Origin of the sequence: Nocardia xishanensis NBRC 101358, from assembly GCF_001613365.1 — a bacterium.
GTDB lineage: Bacteria > Actinomycetota > Actinomycetes > Mycobacteriales > Mycobacteriaceae > Nocardia > Nocardia xishanensis.
Window position 1 is genome coordinate 1 of record NZ_BDCF01000056.1, and the last position, 18,839, is coordinate 18,839.

Annotated in this window: 19 protein-coding genes and 1 other RNA gene; 5 read left to right on the top strand and 15 right to left on the bottom strand. The window is 68.5% G+C overall.

Annotated elements, in window-relative coordinates:
• Positions 1 to 691 (top strand): cyclase family protein (locus tag NX1_RS29755; RefSeq protein ID WP_068066667.1); only part of this gene is annotated, 691 nt, incomplete at its 5' end.
• 71 nt (positions 692 to 762) lie between these two features.
• Here the strand turns inward: NX1_RS29755 and NX1_RS29760 are convergent.
• From NX1_RS29760 to ssrA, 4 genes are all read right to left on the bottom strand, one after another.
• Positions 763 to 2,328 carry an FAD-binding oxidoreductase gene (locus NX1_RS29760; RefSeq protein ID WP_084501848.1) on the bottom strand — a complete coding sequence of 522 codons (1,566 nt, stop codon included), beginning with the start codon at positions 2,326 to 2,328 and terminating at the stop codon, positions 763 to 765.
• Between the two features lie 299 nt (positions 2,329 to 2,627).
• Positions 2,628 to 2,807, bottom strand: a complete 180-nt coding sequence (locus NX1_RS29765; protein WP_068066670.1) for a hypothetical protein — start codon at positions 2,805 to 2,807, stop codon at positions 2,628 to 2,630.
• Positions 2,808 to 2,858: 51 nt separating this feature from the next.
• Entirely contained in the window at positions 2,859 to 3,647 is a 789-nt protein-coding gene (locus NX1_RS29770; RefSeq protein WP_218024200.1) for a hypothetical protein, read from the bottom strand.
• Positions 3,648 to 4,245: 598 nt separating this feature from the next.
• Positions 4,246 to 4,614: a transfer-messenger RNA gene (ssrA, locus tag NX1_RS29775) on the bottom strand.
• Between the two features lie 439 nt (positions 4,615 to 5,053).
• On the opposite strand from ssrA, the gene NX1_RS29780 reads away from it, so the two are divergent.
• Complete coding sequence (locus NX1_RS29780; protein ID WP_068066673.1) at positions 5,054 to 6,358, top strand: ABC transporter substrate-binding protein; 1,305 nt, start codon at positions 5,054 to 5,056, stop codon at positions 6,356 to 6,358.
• 52 nt (positions 6,359 to 6,410) lie between these two features.
• On the top strand, positions 6,411 to 7,709 hold the full coding sequence (locus NX1_RS29785) for an ABC transporter substrate-binding protein (RefSeq protein WP_068066675.1): 1,299 nt from the start codon (positions 6,411 to 6,413) through the stop codon (positions 7,707 to 7,709).
• A 74-nt stretch (positions 7,710 to 7,783) separates the two neighbouring features.
• Here NX1_RS29785 and smpB read toward each other — a convergent pair whose 3' ends face one another.
• The 10 genes from smpB to NX1_RS29830 all read right to left on the bottom strand — a co-directional run bounded on the left by smpB (position 7,784) and on the right by NX1_RS29830 (position 16,728).
• The gene (gene smpB, locus NX1_RS29790; protein WP_068066678.1) at positions 7,784 to 8,257 is read right to left on the bottom strand and encodes an SsrA-binding protein SmpB; all 474 of its coding nucleotides are present in this window, start codon (positions 8,255 to 8,257) and stop codon (positions 7,784 to 7,786) included.
• 67 nt (positions 8,258 to 8,324) lie between these two features.
• Positions 8,325 to 8,561, bottom strand: a complete 237-nt coding sequence (locus NX1_RS29795) for a WLR motif membrane protein (protein ID WP_068066680.1) — start codon at positions 8,559 to 8,561, stop codon at positions 8,325 to 8,327.
• An 88-nt stretch (positions 8,562 to 8,649) separates the two neighbouring features.
• Complete coding sequence (locus tag NX1_RS29800) at positions 8,650 to 9,732, bottom strand: metallophosphoesterase (RefSeq protein ID WP_068066763.1); 1,083 nt, start codon at positions 9,730 to 9,732, stop codon at positions 8,650 to 8,652.
• A gap of 109 nt (positions 9,733 to 9,841) precedes the next feature.
• Positions 9,842 to 11,689, bottom strand: coding sequence for a DNA helicase RecQ (gene recQ / locus NX1_RS29805; protein ID WP_068066768.1), 1,848 nt, complete (start codon positions 11,687 to 11,689; stop codon positions 9,842 to 9,844).
• Positions 11,690 to 11,869: 180 nt separating this feature from the next.
• The gene (ftsX, locus tag NX1_RS29810; RefSeq protein ID WP_068066682.1) at positions 11,870 to 12,772 is read right to left on the bottom strand and encodes a permease-like cell division protein FtsX; all 903 of its coding nucleotides are present in this window, start codon (positions 12,770 to 12,772) and stop codon (positions 11,870 to 11,872) included.
• Positions 12,772 to 13,461 carry a cell division ATP-binding protein FtsE gene (ftsE, locus tag NX1_RS29815; protein ID WP_068066684.1) on the bottom strand — a complete coding sequence of 230 codons (690 nt, stop codon included), beginning with the start codon at positions 13,459 to 13,461 and terminating at the stop codon, positions 12,772 to 12,774. Before ftsE ends, ftsX begins: the two co-directional genes overlap by 1 nt.
• 119 nt (positions 13,462 to 13,580) lie before the next feature.
• A complete protein-coding gene (locus tag NX1_RS36625; RefSeq protein WP_157120194.1) occupies positions 13,581 to 13,739 on the bottom strand; it encodes an Rv3103c transmembrane domain-containing protein in 159 nt (52 codons plus the stop codon).
• Positions 13,726 to 14,583, bottom strand: coding sequence for a mechanosensitive ion channel family protein (locus tag NX1_RS29820; RefSeq protein ID WP_068066687.1), 858 nt, complete (start codon positions 14,581 to 14,583; stop codon positions 13,726 to 13,728). The genes NX1_RS36625 and NX1_RS29820 overlap by 14 nt, the downstream gene beginning before the upstream one ends.
• A 102-nt stretch (positions 14,584 to 14,685) precedes the next feature.
• Positions 14,686 to 15,804 (bottom strand): peptide chain release factor 2, encoded by a 1,119-nt coding sequence (gene prfB / locus NX1_RS29825; protein WP_068066690.1) that lies wholly within the window; start codon positions 15,802 to 15,804, stop codon positions 14,686 to 14,688.
• A 66-nt stretch (positions 15,805 to 15,870) separates the two neighbouring features.
• A complete protein-coding gene (locus NX1_RS29830) occupies positions 15,871 to 16,728 on the bottom strand; it encodes a helix-turn-helix domain-containing protein (RefSeq protein ID WP_068066693.1) in 858 nt (285 codons plus the stop codon).
• Positions 16,729 to 16,871: 143 nt separating this feature from the next.
• On the opposite strand from NX1_RS29830, the gene NX1_RS29835 reads away from it, so the two are divergent.
• Both NX1_RS29835 and hisN read left to right on the top strand, forming a co-directional pair.
• The gene (locus NX1_RS29835) at positions 16,872 to 17,462 is read left to right on the top strand and encodes an NADPH-dependent FMN reductase (RefSeq protein ID WP_068066696.1); all 591 of its coding nucleotides are present in this window, start codon (positions 16,872 to 16,874) and stop codon (positions 17,460 to 17,462) included.
• Between the two features lie 65 nt (positions 17,463 to 17,527).
• The gene (hisN, locus tag NX1_RS29840) at positions 17,528 to 18,313 is read left to right on the top strand and encodes a histidinol-phosphatase (protein WP_068066699.1); all 786 of its coding nucleotides are present in this window, start codon (positions 17,528 to 17,530) and stop codon (positions 18,311 to 18,313) included.
• On the opposite strand, the gene NX1_RS29845 is transcribed toward hisN, so the two are convergent.
• Positions 18,310 to 18,834 (bottom strand): GNAT family N-acetyltransferase, encoded by a 525-nt coding sequence (locus tag NX1_RS29845; RefSeq protein ID WP_245668726.1) that lies wholly within the window; start codon positions 18,832 to 18,834, stop codon positions 18,310 to 18,312. The genes hisN and NX1_RS29845 overlap by 4 nt on opposite strands.
• Positions 18,835 to 18,839: the final 5 nt, after the last annotated feature.

Below are 18,839 nucleotides of genomic sequence, written 5' to 3' on the forward strand. Positions count from 1 at the left end.
GGCGGCACGCGGCGTTCTCGACCTCACGCACACCCTCGGCCCGGGGCTGCCGAGGTGGCCGGGCACCCCGCCGTTCACGACGGTCCCGGTCGCCTGGCACGCCATCGGCGGCTTCGGCCAGAACGCGCTCGCCTACTGGGAACACTCGGGCACCCACCTCGACGCGCCCGCGCATCGCGTGCCCGGCGGCGCCACCACCGACGCGCTCGCCGTCGCGGATCTCGTTGCGCCACTGGTCGTCATCGACATCAGCACGCGGGCCGAACGCGACCCAGACGCCGCGCTCACCATCGACGACATCGAGAACTGGCAGACCGAGCACGGCCGCATCCCCGAACGGGCCTTCGTCGCAGTGCATTCCGGATGGGAGCGCCACATCGACGACGCCGCGGCCTTCCTCAACCTCGACGCCGAGGGCGTGCCGCACGCACCGGGCGTCTCACCCGACGCCGCCGCGTATCTGGTGCAGCGGTGCGGAGTCGTCGGCGTCGGGGTGGACACGCTGAGCCTGGACCACGCCCTCAGCCGCGATCATGGCGCGCACACGGCGATCCTGGGTGCGGGCCGCTACGGGGTGGAGATGCTCGCGAATCTCGGTACGGCGCCTGCGTCGGGGGCGACGGTGGTGATCGGCGCGCCGAAGCATCTCGGCGGGACCGGCGGGCCGTGCCGGGTGCTCGCGCTCACCTGAATGCCCACCGTGCACCAGTTGTCAACCGTCGCAAGCCGTTCGATCGCTATGCCCCGCCGGGTGATCGCGGACTACCAGTCCGGTCGACCGATCGACAAAGCGTGCTGGAAGACATCGCGCGGATCCCACTGTTGCTTGACGCGCAGCAGTCTCGGGTAGTTGTCGCCGTAGTAGAAGCGGTGCCACGGCAGGCCGGAGCTGTTCCAGTGCGGGTCGGCCAGATCCGGGTCGGGATAGTTGACGTAGCTACCGCCGTTGTCCGCATTGGGAACCGGCACACCGCCGGTCGCCGCGTACACATCGCGGAACAGCTCGCGCGCCCAGCGCAGGTGCGGCTCGTCGCCTTCGGGAAGTCGCCAAGCGGCGTGAATGAGCATCTGCGCGAAGGAATTCCGGGCCGGAATGGCGGTGGCGTCCGGCGCGACGGCTTTGATGGCGCCGCCGAAGGGCAGGAACTCGACCTCCGTCTCGCCCAGCACCGCGAGATCGGTCAGGTACCGATAGAAGATGCGCAGCTGCTCCTCGGAGTACACGCGCCGCAGATAGCCGGCCTTCACCTTGACCCGAGGCGGCATCGGCCCCTTCGGGTAGTACACCTGCGCCACCGTGTCCGGGTAGGACAGTTGCGCGACCGGCTGCACCACCGGAACGGCGTCGACGCCGTCCAGCACCGCGCCGAGGAACTCGTCGAATTGCGCTCGGGCGTCCGGAGAATCGGCATCCAGCAGAACGATCAACTGTGCGAACGCGGTGCCGACCGTCCGAAAACTCAACGGCGCGTATAGTCCCGCGAACCGATTGCCCGGTGCGCTGTACCGCTCGAAGAAGGTCAGGTAGTTACTCAGCAACCGCACGAAAGCCGCTTCGCTCATCATCGGCAGGATCACCCGCGAATTGAGCATGGCGCCGGGCGGTTTCGGCAGCGCCGTCGCAGGATCGGAACCGTCCGACTGCGGCGCTCGCAGCAGAAAGCGCGTCACCACACCGAAATTACCTCCGCCACCGCCGGTGTGCGCCCACCATAGATCCGCGTCCGGCCCGTTCTCGAGCGCCACCACGACCTTGGCCGAACCGTCGGCGTCGACCGTGACGACCTCGACCCCGTACAGATAGTCGGCGACCAACCCGAGCCGCCGCGACAGCGGTCCGTATCCGCCGCCGCTGACATGCCCGCCCATGCCGACGCCGAGGCAGATCCCCGCCGGAAGCGTTACGCCCCAACGGCGCAGCGCGTCGTACACCGCGCCCAGTTCCGCACCGGCGTCCACCGAGAACGCCCGGTGCTCCTCGTCCCAGCGCACCTGGTTCATCCGGCCGAGATCGACGATCGACCGCGTCTGCGCCGAGTCGACGAAGTTCTCGAAACAGTGCCCACCCGACCGCACCGCGAGCCGCGACCCCGCCGCCACCGCCCGCGCCACCGCGATCCGCACCTCCTCGGCCGACGTCGGCACGTATATCTGCTCCGGCTGCGCCATGAACCGCCGGTTGTACCCGCGCGAAACCAACGCCGCATAGTCCGGATCCCCCACCCCGACCGCCCGCACATCGGCCGCTCCCGCCTCCGGCGCCCCCACCACAGCCGCAGCCCCGCCCCCCGCCGACGCCGCCAAGAACCGTCGCCGCGACAGTGCCATGAACTTGTCCCCCTACCGTGAACTCCGAACGCAATCGATCTTGCACCAACCTTATTTCAGAGCCAGCACCCCCCACGAACCGAATTCGACTACGCCATTTCACGGCGAATCCTCCTGCCGTGAAGTACCATTCATCGTCGCTTGTGCCGCACGAGTGGGAGGGGATAGTTTTGTCGCGCCTTCTTGCGCCGCCTCCTTTGGTCGACCGCGTCGATGAACTCGCGCAGCTACTAGATCGGGTCGATCGTTCCGTCGGTCCAATGCCAGGTCGTCCAAGACCATGAGCACCGGGCTGTCGGTCAGCAGATCCGATCCTCGATCAACCGCAGCAGTTGGTCGAGTCTGCTATCGATCTCGGTTTCGTCGCGACCCGACTCGGCATACGTCTGCCCGGTGCGCACACCCGCCGCCAGCAGTTGGACGACCATCGGGACCGACTCGATCCAGTCCGGCGCATGCTCGCGGAACGACGACACCATGCGTTCCAGTCGGCCCCGACCATCGTGACGGGCGGCTCGGGGGGTTGTTCGTCACCACCCGCCGTCGAAGAAGGCCAACAGCGCCGGTCCCGGGTCTGCCGCAGTGGACGTATTCGCCACGGCGACAACGATCCAGGCCAGTGACAGCACCACTGAGAGCCCACCGAACGAGCCCAACACCCACCTCGCCCGCCCAGACTCCTTACCCGCAAACCGCTTCCACAGCACCGCACTCATGCCGACGAAGACGACCGCCGAAACCCCGGCAATCACAGCCATCGCCACGTGATACCGAGCAAAGTCACCGATAATCAGCTCCAGCGCGGGCGTGGCTTGCCCACCCGCACCCAGCGATTCGGCCAACCGCTGCCTGATTTCATCGAGTGTATCGGCGAGCTCCCCCTCCGCCGCACCGCCGGTCAACATCGGCAACAGCGAGGCGAAAGGCGCTATCGCACCTTGGACGTTGGCCATCACCAACATCAACGAAAACAACGCGCACATCGTGACAAGGACACCGCCCGCTCCCAGGACGCCCCGCCTCCCACCTGCCTCGAGGAAGGCCCGCCAGAGCAGGACGCCAAGCGCAACAAGCACAATCAACAAGATCGCCGCGATCACAGCCTTGGCCACGTGGTAGCGAAACCAGTAATCGACAACGCCCTGTAGCCCCGGAGGGAAATCCTTTGCACCGGAGGCCCAGTACCCGACGAATGCCTCCCCCAATGCGTCGCCGAGCTCGCGCTCATCAGCGAAACCACCACCCGCCCAGCCCGCCGCCAGCGTGCGTGGGGCTACGACGAAGGCCGCGCCGAGTCCCACTGCCGCGGCGACGAGCACAGCGACCGTGCGACCCGAGATACCAGCGGATCGCGATGCGCTTGCGGGACTGGACAAGTTGATCCTCCGACTCGATTCCGGCGGCGCGCCGACGTCTGGAGGGGCGCCATTGTGATCGGCTCGCAGACGTGGCACGGCTTGCGTAGGCGATGGAAGGCCCGAGGGCGGCGCGCCACTACATGATAAGCAGCCATAGGTTGGACGGGGCGTATGCGAAGGCCTGGGCCGGGCACCTCCCCATTCCTCATGGGGATCCGTGGGTACGGCATCGCATAAGGTGCCGCCGGATCTGGCGGTTCCGATTGGCTAGGCGCTCTGGGCGGATGGGCGCCAGTGGCGGCGAGGCAGTGGGGAGGCAGCAGCCATGGGATGGGGTCCGGAGCACAGCATGGGGTAGGCAGCGATGGGTTCGGGTCCGGATGCGCGGCATTGGGCAGCAGCCGTGAGAGAGGTCCGGGGGGCGCGGCATTGGGCAGGCAGCCGTGAGGTGGGGGTCCGGGGGCGAAGCCCGCCGGGTGGGGCGTGGGGGGCTTCGCCCCCACAAAACACTCAGCAGAACGAGCGAGGCCCATGCCCTCCATGGGCATGGGCCTCGCACTCGTGGAGCTGCCGGGAATCGAACCCGGGTCCTCCGCCGTGTCTTCAGGACTTCTCCGTGTGCAGTTCGCTGTGTCTCTGCTTGGATCTCTCGGTCACGCGAACAAGCCGAGATGACGATCCCAGTCGCTGTTGGATGTCCCGTCCGGCTCCGCGACCGAGTCGGACGGTGAGCCCTCTAGCTGATGCCGGCACCGGGACCGAGGGCATATCCCGGGCCGACAGAGACGCTGTCGCTTAGGCAGCGAGAGCGTACTCGCGCTGATGAGAATCGGCGCTTAATTGGTTGCAACGACGCTTACGGTGGTCTCTTGCCTGCACCGACACGCTTCCCCTGAATCAACGTACGCAGTCGAAACCGTTCAGCCCCGTACGCACCCGCACCCTGCGGGCTAGTAATGCTAACACTCGCCACACGCCGGATCATCCCGATTATTTGTGCGCGTTCTCACCTGTATCAATCAGGTCCGGTCACAGACGGAGCCGCCCCGGCAGACCGAGGGCCTCCCGTCGAGCAAGTGCCGACAAGTCCAACGTCCGCACCGCCGGAACAGTTCCGAGAGATCGGTGAGAGTCACCGCCACGGAGGATGCACCGCTGGTAGGGCCGGGTTTTCCACCATCCGAGCTTCGCCCGCCGCCTGCGCAAACCCACTTCCACCCTGTCGGTCATTTGTCCAACTTGCCGACTTTACGCCAGGGGTCGCCACCGCAACTGCGAAACCACCTTCTCACCGCCCCACTGACCGGTACTGTTCCTGTTCGGCCGTACCGGATTCGGGCGTCCGGCGGCCGGGACAGGGAGCAATAATGGGCAACACCAGCAGGCGGCGTCGCCGCCTGTTCCACGCCGCGGCGGTTCCGATCATCGTCGGGCTCGTCTTGGCCGCGGCGTGTTCCACGCCGAGTGAAACCATCGGACCCGGCGTCACCAGCGCGCCGTGCCCGAACGCGATCGACAGGGAGAAGGGCTGCATCTACCTCGGCGTGCTGTCCGATCTCGGCGGCGGGCCGTTCGCCATGCTGGGCAGGGCGATGCAGGACGGGCAGACCGCGTTCTGGACCGAGGTCAACAAGGCGGGCGGCATCGGCGGCTACGAGGTCGACATCTCGACCTACGCCAGGGACACCGCCTACGATCCGCACCGGCATCTGGAGGCGTTCCGCGAGATCCGGCCGAACGTGCTGGCGCTGGCGATGAGCCTCGGCACCGCGCAGACCCTGGCCGTGCTGCAGGAGATGGACGCGGCCGACATCGTGACCTCGGCGGGCACGCTGTGGTCGGGCTGGGCGTACCCAGAAGCCGACCTGAATCTGGTTCTGGACAGCGGGTATTCGTACTGCACCGAGGCGATCATGGGTCTGGACTGGTTCACCGAGCACCAGTACCGGCCGCACAACCTGGCCGTGATCGGGTTCCGGGGCAACTACGGCGGCGACTACTCGAACGGCGCACTGCGCTGGGCGGCGCACAACAACGTGCTGGTCACGTCGCGGATCGACACCGGACCGAACGCCGAGGTCGGCAACCAGGACCGGCCGGTCGCCGAAATCCTGGCCAACCCACCGGATCTCGTGCTGCTGGCCACCGGGCCTGTCGAAACCGCCGAGATCGTAGGCAAACTCGTCGCGGCGGGATACAAGGGTCGTTTCCTCGGCTCGGCGCCGACCTGGAGCGGCGCGCTGCTGAAAACGCCGGCCGGACCGGCGCTCTCGGCGCTCTACAACTTCACTTCGCCGGTCGACGGCTGGGGCGGGGACAGCGCGGGTGCGCGCAGGGCACGCGCCGCCGCGCCCCAGGAGCCGGCGAACTGGGGCTACAGCCTCGGCTGGGCGCTCTCCTACACGATGCGGGCGCTGCTCACGAAGGCGGCGGCGCACGGCCCGCTGAACCGGGTCGGCGTGCGCGCGGCGCAAGAGGCGCTGGCGGTCGACTTCGAGGGAATGGCGGCGCCGCACACCTACAACACGGGCGCACCGGATTACGCCGCCCAGCGTGCCGTGATCGGCGCCCCGGATCCGTCCGCGCCGCTAGGCTCGCGCACGGTGGCCATCGATTATCGCGGACCGACCCTGCCGCAACTGCCGATGCACGGGCCGTGCGTCCGGCTGTGAACCGACCGGCCACCGGGCAACACATTTCCGTTTCCATCGAAGGAAGTGAACCTTGGGACCAATCCGCCATCGCCGCAGGCTGTTCCGCGCCGCCGCGGCCGCGATCGCCTTCGGCTTCGCACTGGCGGCCTGTTCGACGACGTCGACCGAGACGGGACAAGGCGTCACCAGCGCGCCCTGCCCGCAGGCGGTCGACAAGAGCAAGGGCTGTATCTATCTCGGCGTGCTGTCCGACCTGGAGGCCGGACCCTTCGCCCCGCTCGGCAAGGCGCTCAACGACGGCCAGCTGGCCTTCTGGCGTGAGGTCAACAAGGCGGGCGGCATCGGCAACTACGAGGTCGACATCACGACCTACGCCAGGGACACCGCCTACGATCCGCACCGGCACCGCGATCAGTTCCGTCAGATCGAACCGCACGTTCTGGCGTTGGCGATGAGTTTCGGTACGGCGCAGACGCTTTCGGTGCTGCCGGAGATGGACGCGGGGGATCTGCTGACCGGAGCGGGCACCCTCTGGTCGGGCTGGCAGTATCGCGACACCGACCGTAATCTGGTGCTGGACACGGGGTATTCGTACTGCACCGAGGCGATCATGGGCCTGGACTGGTTCGCTCAGTTCCAGTCGAGGCCGCGCACGCTCGCCGTCGTCGCCTTCCGCGGCAACTACGGCGGCGACTACGCCAGCGGCGCACTGCGCTGGGCCTCGGAGAACAACGCGATAGTCACCGCGCGCGTGGACACCGGCCCGAATACCGAGGTGGGCAACCAGGACGGACCGGTCGCCGAGATCCTGGCCAACCCGCCGGACGTGGTGCTGCTGGCCACCGGTCCCGGCGAAACCGCCGAGATCATCGGCAAGCTCGTCGCGGGCGGCTACGACGGCCGATTCCTCGGTTCCACCCCGACCTGGAACGGCGCCTTGCTGAAGACGCCCGTCGCGGCGGCGATCACCTCGCTGTACAACTACACCTCACCCTACGACGGCTGGGACGGGCGCAGCGTGGGCGCCCAGCATGCCCGCGCCGCGGCGCTACAGCCGCCGACCAACTGGGGCTACAACCTCGGCTGGGCGATCTCCTACCCGATGAAGGCGGTGCTGAGCCGCGCCGCGGCGAACGGCCATCTCACCCGTGCGGGTGTGCGCGGCGCGCTGAACGGGCTCTCGGTGGATTCGGAGGGCATGGCGGCCGTGCACAACTACGGCGCGGGCGAACCGGACCTCACCGCCCAGCGGGCGGTCATCGGCGTGCCCGACGCGAACGCCCCGATGGGGTCGCGCACCCTCCTGCCCGACTTCCGCGGGCCGACATTGCAACGCGTGACGCTGCACGGACCGTGCGCGCGATTGTGAGAACGAACTGACGGAACCCCGGGTGCGATCCGCTCGATCGCACCCGGGGGTTCCCATGTTTCCGGCCTACGGTGTCAGCTCATGCCCTTGACGCGGCGTCCCAGCTCACGAGTCACTTCACGTTCGGCGGTTCGCCGAGCCAGATCCTGGCGCTTGTCGTAGTCCTGCTTACCCTTGGCCAGCGCGAGCTCGACTTTGACCTTGCCGTCGGAGAAGTACATCGACAGCGGCACCAGCGTCTGGTTGCCCTCGCGCGACTTGCCCACCAGGCGCTCGATCTCTCGCTTGTGCAGCAGCAGCTTGCGCACCCGGCGCGGCGCGTGGTTGGTCCAGGTGCCGTGGCTGAACTCCGGAATGTGCAGCCCGCGCAGCCACACCTCGCCGTTGTCGACCGTGGCGAAGGCGTCCACCAGCGAGGCCTTGCCCTCGCGCAGGCTCTTGACCTCGGTACCGACCAGCGCGATCCCGGCCTCGTAGGTGTCCAGGATCGTGTAGTTGTGCCGCGCCCGGCGGTTGGTCGCGATGACCTTGCGCCCCTTTTCCTTCATAACGGTCAACTCTAAGTGACGCGGCAATCGTTTTATTCCGGCGCTGCGGCGAGACGGCGCCGCGCGCTCAGCCGCCGGGGCGCAGCGCGATGTAGATCACCAAGACCGCGACGAAGGCGGCGAGCATGAGCAGGGTGGACACGCGCGGGCGGCCGAGGTGCACGGGAGTGCGCCGACGACCCAGCCACACCGATTCCACCACGGGATCCATCGGGCCGTGCGGCGCGAGAGCGGGTGTGTCGGGTGGCGGCGATCCACCGGACATGTCGGAGCTGCCCTCGGGCGGGTCATCACCGGGTGCCATGCCTGCACGGTAATCGGCGGGGCGGAAAATTACCGGCGCAGGCCTCAGGCGTTGTGATTCGGTGATATGGGTCGTGTGGCCGCCGCGCCTATGCCAGGCGGCGGCCGAAGACCTCGGAGCCGACGCCGGTCGCCGGGTCCACGGTGATCACCCGCAGATCCACCGCGCTCGGGCTGAGGTCCATGACCATGAAGCCCAGCTGGTGATAGTTCTCGTAGAGCGCGGGCGTTCCGGCTCCGGCGGGCGTCAGGCGCGGTTCGGCGCCGACGGTTTTCGCCGCCGCGCCGGACACCAGCTGGCGGGTGCCCTTGGCCGCCGCGGTCGGCTCGAGCACCTGGAGCGAATGGTCGTGGCCGGAGAGGATGAAGTGGCACTTGCCCACCACGTGGTCCTCGAAGAACCGCCGCACATGGACGCCGTTGAGGGGTTCGATGGACAGGCCTTCGTAATTGCCCGCGTCGCCGTGCGGGCCGTTGTTCAGGTAGGGGTGGTGCGTGCACGCGATCTTCCACGGCGCGGGCGATTCGGCGATGGCCCGGTCCAGCCAGGCGCGCTGCGCGTTCATGAATTCACCGTCGACCGCCCAGTACGGCGCGAACAGCGGCGGCAGATACGCGGCCAGCGGGTTGAGGTCGAGCACGAAGAACTCGACGACCGGCCGTTCCTCGGGCACCCGGACGGAGTAATAGCGGCTCGGCATCCACCAGCGCGGCGAGTTCGCGTGGTACTCGACCTCGTGGTTGCCGCGCAGCAGCCAGCCGCCGTCACCGCCGATGACCGAGCTGTTGTCGTGGTTGCCGAGCACCATCGCCCACGGGAAGTCCAGCCCGCTGTTCGGGTTCTCGAACTTCGTCGCGAACTGGGCGTCGTCACCGCTGTTCGGGCCGCTCTCGTAGATGTTGTCGCCGAGGCCGAGCGCCAGCGAGAACGGTTCGCGAGCATGGAACGCGCGGGCGGCGTCCGCGACCGCCCACTGGGTGCGCGTGCCGGTGCCCGCGTCGCCGGTGACGAGCACGCGCACCGCCGGATCAGCCGGGAGACCGAACTTGGTGACCCCCGCGGCGACCGGAACCGCTTGGGCGGGCGTGAGACCAACCAGTGTCGCTCCCGCCGCGATTCCCGCGGCCCCCGCCAGTAGTTCCCGACGACCGATCCCCTGCGCACCACTCATGCCGACCTCCGCAACTCCGATATCCCGGACCATCCTGGCCCACGGCGGCGAGCGCGTCGATCTGAGGGGTCAACATTTCACAGTCCGTGCACCGGGAGGTGGAATCCGGTCACTCGGCGGCGAGCACCTCGAGCACCTGTTCGCCGTATTTTGCGAGCTTGTTCTCACCGATGCCGCCGATCGCGCCCAGCTGCGCCAAGCTCGTCGGCTTGCGGGTGGCGATCTCGCGCAGCGTCGCGTCGTGGAACACGACATAGGCGGGCACGCCTTGCTCCTTGGCCGTGGCGCCGCGCCACTCGCGCAGCTTCTCGAACAGCGGCATGTCGGAGCTCGCGAGATCGGCCGCCGCGGCCGCCTTACCCGCCTTGGCGGACCTCGCCGGCTTGGTGACCCGCTCCGGCTCGCGGCGCAACCGCACCTGACGACCGTCGAACAGCACCTCCTGGCTGGCCTCGGTCAAGGTCAGCACGCCGTAGTCGCCGTGCACCGCGAGCAGCCCCTGCGCGAGCAGCTGCCGGATGACACCGCGCCACTCGGTGTCGCGCAGATCGGTGCCGATGCCGAAGACCTTCAGCTCGTGATGGTCGTACTGAACGACCTTGGGGTTCTTCTTGCCGAGCAGAATGTCGACGACGTGGCCCGCGCCGAAGCTCTGACCACGTTCGCGCTTGAGGCGCAGGACGGCGGACAACAACTTCTGCGATGCGACGGTGCCGTCCCATGATTCGGGCGGGGTGAGGCAGGTGTCGCAGTTGCCGCACGGCAGCCCCGCCTGCCCGAAGTAGGCGAGCAGCTGGGTGCGGCGGCAGGCGACGGTCTCGCACAGGGCCAGCATGGCGTCGAGATGCAGTTGCAGTTGCCTGCGGTGCGCGGCGTCACCCTCGGAGGAGTCGATCAGCCTGCGCTGCTGCACCACGTCGTTGAGCCCGTAGACCATCCACGCGGTGGACGGCTGACCGTCGCGTCCCGCGCGACCGGTCTCCTGGTAGTAGCCCTCGACGGACTTGGGCAGATCCAGGTGGGCGACGAAGCGCACGTCCGGCTTGTCGATGCCCATGCCGAAGGCGATGGTGGCGACCACGACCAGTCCGTCCTCGCGCAGGAACCGGGCCTGGTTCTCGGCGCGGGTGCGGTGGTCGAGTCCGGCGTGGTATGGCACCGCGCCGACGCCGTTCTCGTTGAGGAAGGCCGCCGTCTTCTCCACCGAATTGCGCGACAGGCAGTAGACGATGCCGGCGTCACCGGCGTGCTCGGCGCGGATGAAATCCAGCAGCTGCCGGTCCGGGCGGTTCTTCGGCTCGATCCGGTATTGAATGTTGGGCCGGTCGAAGCTGGCCACGAACCGGCGAGCGCCGCCCAGATCGAGGCGCTCGATGATCTCGTCGCGGGTCTTCTCGGTGGCGGTCGCGGTCAACGCGATGCGTGGCACATCGGGCCAGCGCTCGTGCAGCATCGACAGCCCCAGGTAGTCGGGCCGGAAGTCGTGACCCCACTGCGACACGCAGTGCGCCTCGTCGATGGCGAACAGCGCGACCCTGCCGCGATCGAGCAACTCGGCGGTCGACTCGAGCCGCAGCCGCTCCGGCGCCAGGTACAGCAGGTCGAGTTCGCCAGCGAGGAACTGCGCCTCGACCATGCGCCGCTCGTCGGGGAACTGCGTCGAATTGAGGAAGCCCGCGCGTACGCCGAGCGCGCTGAGCGCGTCCACCTGATCCTGCATCAACGCGATCAGCGGCGAGACCACCACGCCGACGCCGGGCCGCACCAGGGCGGGCACCTGATAGCACAGCGACTTGCCCCCGCCGGTGGGCATCAGCACCAGCGCGTCACCGCCGGAGATCACGTGCCGGACGATCTCGGCCTGGTCGCCGCGGAAACTGTCGTACCCGAAGACCCTGCTTAGAACCTCTTGCGCCGCAGCGCTTTCGGCGCGCGCGGTAGCGCCGGGACCGGTCACGTCGGCAGAGAGGGTTTCGGGTGGATTCACGGGGCCCATCCTACGAGCGACCCCCGACCATCGCGCCGCTACATTGCGGTGGATCGGGCCGTATCGGCCGAGTTCTCCCCATGGGGATGAACGACTTCTCGCGAGTGAGACGGCGCACCGACACCGGCCGTCCCGCCCGCGACCACCGTCTCACTCGCGGACGTAGTACCGCAGGGTGCCGTAGGCCGCGACGGCCGCGACCAGGACGCCGACCGGCGCGATCGTCAACGCGACCGTGGCGATGTCGTCGCCGGTGATCCGCGGAAACACATTGCTGTCGAACAGCGGCCCGAGCGCCCGGTCGATGACCAGCGGCCGGGCGATGAGCAGCCCGAGGATCGCCAGCGCCGAGCCCGCCACGGCCGCGACGACGGCCTCGAGCAGGAACGGCAGCTGGGTGTACCAGCGCGTCGCACCGACCAAACGCATGATGCCCACCTCGGTGCGCCTGGTGAACGCCGCGATCTGCATCATGTTGGCGATCAGCAGCAGCGCCGCCAGCGCCATCACCACGGCCAGGCCGAAGGCCGCGTTGCGCAGACCGTCGAACAGCCGGAGCAGCCGGTCGACGAACTCGCGGTCGTTGGCGACGGTGCGCACGCCCTCTCGGGCGTGGTAGCGGTCGTAGATGCGCTCGTACTGGTCGCCATCGGTCATCTTGACCCGCATCGAGGCGGGCAGCGGCGTCTCCGAGATGTACTGCACCATTTCCGGCTGATCGGCGAAGAGTTTCTTCGCCTCCTCCAGCGCGGCGGCGCGATTGAGGAACTGGACGCTCACCACGCCCGAGGTGTTCTTCATATCGGCCAGCAGCGAGCGACACGGATCGGTGGCGCAGTCCGGATCGTTGGCGGAGATGTTCTCGTCGAGATAGAAGCGCACCTCGAGGCGGCCGGTGAAGTACTGCTCGGTCTTGTCTGCCATCCGCACGGAGAGCAGGCCGCCGCCGAGCATGGCCAGCGACACCGCGGTGGTCAGGATCATCGCGACGGTCATCGTCACATTGCGACGCAGACCGGTGCCGACCTCGCTGAAAAGGAAACTCGCGCGCATTACCGATCTACTCCGTACACGCCGATCGCGTCGTCGCGCACCAGCCGGCCGCGGTCGAGCTCGACCACCCGCCTGCGCATCGAGTCGACGATGTGGTTGTCGTGGGTGGCCATCACCACCGTGGTTCCGGTGCGGTTGATGCGCTCGAGCAGCATCATGATGTCGCCGCTGGTATCAGGGTCCAGGTTGCCGGTCGGCTCGTCGGCCAGCAGCACCAGCGGCCGGTTCACGAACGCGCGGGCGATGGCCACCCGCTGCTGCTCGCCACCGGACAACTCGCTGGGCAGCCGGTCGCCCTTGCCGCCGAGACCGACCATGTCCAGCACCTCGGGCACGGTGCGGTCGATGACCTGGCGACGCTTACCGATCACCTCGAGGGCGAACGCGACGTTCTCCTGGACCGTCTTCTGCTGCAACAACCGGAAGTCCTGGAAAACGCAGCCGATGCGCTGGCGCAGTTTCGGTACTTTCCGCCCGGGGAGCCGATCGACGCGGAAGTCCGCGACGCGGATCTCCCCGGCGGTCGGCGCCTCCTCCTTGAGGAGCAGACGCATGAAGGTCGACTTGCCTGAACCGGACGGTCCGATGATGAAGACGAACTCGCCCTTACCCACATCGACCGTGATGTTGTCCAGCGCGGGTCGCGTCGACGTCTTGTACGACTTGGTGACGTTCCGCATGGTGATCACGGGGAGCCAGTGTAAGCGGCTGCCTCGCTTCCGCACGGCGGGGCGCAGGTTTGAGCGCGGACTCCCTCCGGTTGCAGCGACCGAGCAGCTAAACCCGAGCACCACCCCCGCGGCTCTGGCTACTGCCCGAACGGCTCCGCGTTCACCAGCGCGGGTACGGTGTTCACGACCTGGGTGATTCCCGTCGCAGCCGGTTGATCGGGCTTGACGAACAGGTACAACACGAATGTCGCGACCCAGGCGGCCCCCAGGATCGCGGTCGACTTACGTGGTTTCACTGATACCTTCCCGGCGCAAGGCCGCGGCCACTCGGACCCGCAGCTCACGTCCGACCTCGAACTGCTTGCCTGGCAACGTTCGAGCAACCATTCGGATGTTCATCTGCTCCATCGTGAGGTCGTCCACGCCCATCACGGTGGGTTCGTCCAGCAACAGCGGCTCGAGCCTGCGGTCGCGGAACGCTTCGGCTCCTACCTTGTGCAAGATCTCGTTCACCCGGGTGATGTCGGCGCTGGCCGCCACCGGAACGTCGATCGCGGCGCGGGCCCAATCCTTGGACAGATTGGTCACTTTCACGATCTGCCCGTTCGGCACGGTGATCACCTCACCGTCCGCGTTGCGCAGCGTGGTGATCCGCAGCGTGACATCCTCGACCGTACCCTCTGCCATCTCCGCGGAGCCCGCCACGGCGATGCGAACTACGTCACCGAATCCGTACTGCCGCTCGGTGATCAGGAAGAACCCGGCCAGAATGTCCTGCACGATGCGCTGCGCGCCGAAACCGAGCGCGGCGCCGAGCACCGCGGCAGGCGCGACCAGTCCAGTCACCTGGAAGCCGAGGCGCTGCAACACCTCCATGCCGACCAGCACGTAGACGATGGTCAGCACCACCCAGGTGAGCACCTGGGCCAGCGCGTGCCGGTGTTTGGCCGCCTCGGTCCGCACGAGCGCGTCGCTGCTGCGGAAGCCGGCATCGATCTTGCTGGTGACCCGGTCGCGCACGAAAGTGGCGAACCGGCTGAACAGCATCGCTCCCAGGATCAGCAGCACGATCTCCAGACCGCTGGATCGCAGCCAGGCCGTGGAATCCGCGGCGGACGCCGCCGCGATCACCTCGCCCATCCCGGTTGCCGTTTCACACCATCCGCAACACGCACGCCAGACAGGCTACAACGGAGTAACGAGCTCGGCCGCGCGTCGCATCGGAATGCCGCGCACCACAAATCAATTCGCCTGCTGTTCGCGCATGCGCCACCGGATGCCGGACTCGATGAAACCGTCGATGTCACCGTCCAGCACCGCGGTCGGGTTGTTGACCTCGTGGCTGGTGCGCAGATCCTTGACCATCTGGTACGGGTGCAGCACGTAGGAACGCATCTGGTTGCCCCAGGACGCGCCCTCGTTGGTCTTCAGCGCGTCCATCTCGGCGCGCTCCTCCTGCCGCTTGCGCTCCAGCAGCTTGGCCTGCAGCACGCGCATGGCCGAGATCTTGTTCTGCAGCTGCGATTTCTCGTTCTGACAGGTCACGACGATGCCGGTCGGGATGTGTGTGATGCGCACCGCGGAGTCGGTGGTGTTGACACTCTGGCCACCGGGACCCGAGGAGCGGTACACGTCGACGCGGATCTCGGTCTCCGGCACCTCGATGTGGTCGGTGGTCTCGACCACGGGAAGCACCTCGACCTCGGCGAACGAGGTCTGGCGGCGGCCCTGGTTGTCGAACGGGCTGATCCGCACCAGACGGTGGGTGCCCATCTCGACCGACAGGGTGCCGTAGGCGTAGGGAGTCTTCACGGCGAAGGTGGCGCTCTTGATGCCCTGACCTTCGGCGTAGGACGTGTCGTACACCTCGACCGGGTACTTGTGCCGGTCCGCCCAGCGGATGTACATGCGCATCAGCATCTCGGCCCAGTCGGCGGCGTCGTCGCCACCGGCGCCGGAGCGGATGTTGACCAGCGCCTCACGCTTGTCGTACTCGCCCGAGAGCAGGGTGCGGACCTCCATCGCCTCCACGTCGGCGTGTAGCGCGGCGCGTTCGGCGTCGGCCTCGGTGAGCGCCTGGGTGCGGGCCTCGCCCTCCTCGCCCTCGGCGAGTTCGTAGAGCACGGGCAGGTCCTCGAGCCGCTGGCGCAGCTCCTCGACCCGGCGCAGCTCGCCCTGCGCGTGGGACAACTGGCTGGTCACCTGCTGGGCGTGGTCCTGGTTGTTCCACAGCTCGGGATCGGCCGCCTGGTGCTCGAGCTCATCGATGCGGCGGCGCAGTTCCTCGATGTCGAGGACCGACTCGACCGTCTTCAGCGTGGCGTCGAGTTCGGCGAGATCAGCGGAAACGTCAGGATGCACGATGTACTAGGCTACCGGCCCCGCCGAGGCGGGAAAACGCGCGCCCGCCGATTGCGGAGGGATTCCTCAGCCGGAGACCGCCCGCAGCTGCCCTGGGCGGCGGCCCGCCAGCTCGTCCAGCGCCGCGGCCGTTGCGTCGTCGGCCGGCAGGTGGACGACGAGCTGCTGGTCGTCGTCGGCGAACAGGTCGAGGGTTTCGTAGGCCAAGCGCAGTGCGCCCGCCGCCGGGTGGGCGAGCCGGGTGATGCCGGTGGCGGCGGGCAGGCTCGGCACACTCTCCACGCGCCGGGTGAACTCCTCGCCCGCGATCACGGTGAGTTCGTCGGCGAGCGCGGCGATGGCCGGGTCGGCGCGGAACGGGCCCTGCTTGAGGGCCGCGACCCGCTGATCGGCCACGTCGTCCCAGTCGGGATAGACGGCACGGGCGCGCGGATCGGCGAAGACGAAGCGCGCGAGATTGGCCGGCGGGTCGTCGTCGAGCAGCCCGGTCGGGCCCATCAACCTGCGGTAGCCCTCGGTGCAGGCGAGCACCTCGCCGAGCCGGTTGACCACGACCGCGGCCGCCGGGTCCAGATGATCGAGAACGGCGCGCACGGTCGGGCGCACCTGGCGCGTCGGCGACGCGCCGCCCATGCAGCTGAACCCGGGGTCGGCGGACTTGGTCAGGCGATGCAGATGGATGCGTTCGCTCGGCGTGAGCTGAAGCGCGTCGGCCAGCGCGGAAAGCACCGGCGGCGAGGGATGACGGTCGCGCCCCTGCTCCAGCCGGGTGATGTATTCGACGCTCACCCCGGCCACGGTGGCCAGTTCGGCGCGGCGCAGGCCGGGCGTGCGCCTGCGCGGCCCCGCGGGCAGGCCGACCCGCGCCGGACTGACCGCCTCGCGCCTGCTCCGCAGAAACAGGCCAAGCTCGTTGTCGCTCACCCTTCGAACGGTACAAGGACGGCCCCGACGCGAGAGTGGCCCTGGCACTACCACTCTCCGCGCGGTCTACCAGCCCGACGCTCTCGCGCAGCAGATTGGGATGCGGCGGTCGCACCGGCCGCACTCGATCGAAGGAGAACACCATGTCGTCACTCAAGCTCGCGGTGATCATCGGCAGCGTCCGCGAGGGACGGTTCGGTTCGACGGTGGCCGCCTGGTTCGCCGAACAGGCCGCCCGGCACGGCGGCTTCGAGGTCGACGTGATCGATCTCGCCGACGCGGACCTGCCGCTCGCACTGCCCGCGATCCCGCCCGCCATGGAACCGAACCCGCCGCGCCCCGAGGGCATGGTCGATCTCAGCGCGCGACTGGCCGCCGCCGACGCGTTCGTCATCGTCACGCCCGACTACAACCGCAGCTACCCGGCCGCGCTGAAAGCCGCCATCGACTGGCACTTCACCCAGTGGGACGCCAAGACGATCGGATTCGTCGGATACAGCGGAGCAAGCGGCGGCCTGCTCGCGATCGAGCACCTGCGGCAGGTCTTCAACGAACTGAACGCGCACACGGTCCGCGAATACGTCTCGTTCCCGCGCTACTACCTGCTCTTCGACGAGGAGGGCCGGCTGCGCGAACCGAACGAGCCCGCGGCCGCGGCGCAGACGATGCTCGACCGGTTGCACTGGTGGGCGGAGGCGCTTGCCGCCGCCCGGACGGCGTCGGTCGCCGCCTGAAGCGCTCGGCCGCGCGCGGGCTGTCGGCGGACCGCGTCCGGCTCTGTCCACTAGGGTTTGCTGACGTGGCTGCTCACTCCTCTGACCTCGAGCTCGCGTTGCGGCTGGCCGACGCGGCCGACACGATCACCAAGGCGCGGTTCGGCGCGCTGGATCTGAAGGTCGACGCGAAGCCGGACCTGACGCCGGTCTCGGACGCCGACCTCGCGGTGGAGCGGGCGATCCGCCAGATGCTGACGCACGAGCGGCCGGAGGACTCGGTGCTCGGCGAGGAGTTCGGCGGCGACGCGGAATTCCGCGGACGCCAGTGGGTGGTCGACCCGATCGACGGCACCAAGAACTTCGTACGCGGTGTGCCGATCTGGGCCAGCCTGATCGCGCTGCTGGAAGACGGCGTTCCGGTGGTGGGCGTGGTGAGCGCGCCCGCGCTGGCGCGGCGCTGGTGGGCGGCGGCGGGTTCGGGCGCGTGGACCACCTTCCATCCCGGTGCGCCCCACCCGATTTCGGTGTCCGCCGTCGCGGAGCTCGACTCGGCGAGCCTGGCTTTCTCCAGCCTCTCCGGCTGGCGCGAGCGCGGGATGCGCGAGGACTTCCTCGCGCTCACCGACGACGTGTGGCGGGTGCGCGGGTACGGCGATTTCTTCAGCTACTGCTTGCTCGCCGAGGGCGCGGTCGACATCGCGACCGAACCCGAAGTGTCGCTGTGGGATCTGGCCGCCCTCGACATCCTGGTCCGCGAGGCGGGCGGCGTGTTCACGTCGCTGTCCGGGGCGCCGGGTCCGCACGGCGGCGACGCCGTCGCCAGCAACGGTCTGCTGCACGAGGCGGTGCTGTCCCGCTTCGCGCGCTAGAGCAGCTTCTCCATCAGCACCACGCGGTCGGTGCCGTGGAACTGCGGCGGCAGCGTCGTCTCCCGCAGCTCGGTGAAACCTTGTTCGGCGTAATACTTCCGGAGCGCCCGGTTGTCCGCGGCGGTATCGAGGCGCTGCCGGTCGAGCCCACGCGCGCGGGTGCGTTCGGCGCAGAACGCGAGCACCCGCGCGCCGAGGCCGTGACCGCGGTGGCCGGGCGCGACCATGAGTCCGTGCACGTACCCGGCCTCGATCTCGCCCTCGCCCCAGAAGTCGGGATCGCGCCAGACCAGCCGCACGGCCGCCACCACCTCGCCGGTCGGCTCACGTCGGACGTACCACTCGCCGCGGGTCGCCTCCCGCGCGAGAATCGCGACGGGATACTCACCGGGTAGCCACTGCCTGATGCCGTTGGCCACCATCCAGCGCGCCAAGCCGTCGCGCAGGGCGATGAGGGGGGCGGCGTCGGCCGTGGTCGCCGGAACCATGTCGAGGGGTTCGAGCGCGCGGGAATCCACCATGCCAG